Origin of the sequence: Gemmobacter sp., assembly GCF_016792925.1 — a bacterium.
Lineage (GTDB): Bacteria > Pseudomonadota > Alphaproteobacteria > Rhodobacterales > Rhodobacteraceae > Gemmobacter.
In genome coordinates, this window is record NZ_JAEULU010000343.1 from 1 (window position 1) to 1747 (window position 1747).

Here is a 1747-nt window from a genome sequence, read left to right on the forward strand (position 1 = left end):
GAGGGGCGGAAGAGGAAACGCATCGCGTTTCCCCGCCCCTTGTGGGCACCGCACCGCAAGACCCTTGCCACAGACGACCGGGAGGCCCGCGCCCGCCCGGTGGGCGCAAAGCGCCCGCCGCCCGGAGGGCGGGCGCGGGCCGGTGGCTTTGGGCCACCGGCCCAAACGCGGAAACGGCACCGCGTGACCTCGGCGATGGCCTCGGCCATGGGATGCGACACTAGATCACGCCGCCAGCCGCGCGTAGGCGCCGCCTTTTTCCAGCAAGGCCTGATGGTTACCGCTTTCGACAACCTGCCCCTCGGCCATCACCACAATGCGATCCGCCTTGCGGATGGTGCCCAGGCGATGCGCGATGACCAAGGTGGTGCGGCCGACGGCCAGGGCCTCCAGCGCCGCCTGAATCTCGCGCTCGGTCTCGCTGTCCAGGGCGCTGGTCGCCTCGTCCAAGATCAGGATCGGCGGGTTTTTCAGGAAAACGCGGGCAATCGCCACCCGCTGTTTCTGCCCGCCCGAGAGCATCACGCCGCGCTCGCCCACCACCGTCTCCAACCCCTCGGGCAGGCTGGCGATCAGCGGGCCAAGCTGCGCCCGCGCGGCAGCCTCCTGCACCTCGGCCTCGCTGGCGCCAAGGCGGCCATAGGCGATATTCTCGCGCAGGGTGCCGCCGAACAGGAACACATCCTGCGACACAAGGCCGATCTGACGGCGCAGACTTTCCAGCGTCATCGCGGCCAAAGGCAGGCCGTCAATCGTGATGCGTCCGGCCTGCGGATCGTAAAACCGGGGCAAAAGCGCGAGAAGCGTGGTTTTTCCGGCGCCCGAGGCGCCGACAAAGGCCACGGTCTCGCCCGCGCGCACGGTCAGATCAATGCCCGACAGGATCGGGCGCGCGGGGTCATAGGCGAAATGCACGCCCTCAAAGGCGATGTCACCACGCAGGGCGGGCGCGGACTGTGCATCGGGCGCATCCTCGATGCCCGGCGAAGTGTTCAGCAAATCCAGATAGTTGCGAAAGCCTGCAATGCCGCGCGGATAGGTTTCGATCACGGCGGCAATCTTTTCCAGCGGGCGGAAAAACACCGTGACCAGCAACAGGAAGCCGACAAAGCCACCCCCCGTCAGCTGCCCCTGCATGACAAACCACGCCCCGGCCACCATGACCAGCACCTGCACAAAGCGTAATCCCATGTACTGAAGCGCACCGGCCTTGGCCATCACGCCATAGGCCTGCAACTTGGTCTTGCGATAGCGCTGATTGTCGCCCGCGAACAAAGCGCGCTCGTGGCTTTCATTGGCAAAGGCCTGCACCACACGGATGCCGCCCAGCGCCTCTTCCAGCCGCACGTTGAAATCGCCCACCCGGCCATAGATCGCCTGCCATGTGCGGGTCATGCGCGCGCCGAAGATCGACACCACCGCCACCATCAGGGGCACGATCGCCGCCGTCATCAGTGCCAGTTGCGGATGCAGGCTGAACATCAGGAAGAACGCGCCGGCAAAGGTCATCACCGCGATGAACAGATCCTCGGGTCCATGATGGGCCACCTCGCCGATCTCTTCCAGATCACGGGTCACGCGCGCCACCATCTTGCCGGTGCGGGCGCGGTCATACCAACCCCAGCCCAACCGGGTGAGATGGGCAAAGGCACGGGCCCGCATCTCGGTTTCGATGTTGATGCCCAGCATATGCCCCCAATAGGTGACCACCGCCATCAACCCGGTATTCACCAGATAGACCAGCAAC

Annotated in this window: 1 protein-coding gene; it reads right to left on the bottom strand. The window is 65.7% G+C overall.

Translation table 11 applies throughout. The annotated features are described in order from the left end of the window. Positions 1-225 precede the first annotated feature (225 nt). Positions 226-1747 (bottom strand): ABC transporter ATP-binding protein (locus tag JNN06_RS17100; protein WP_291240799.1); only part of this gene is annotated, 1522 nt, incomplete at its 5' end.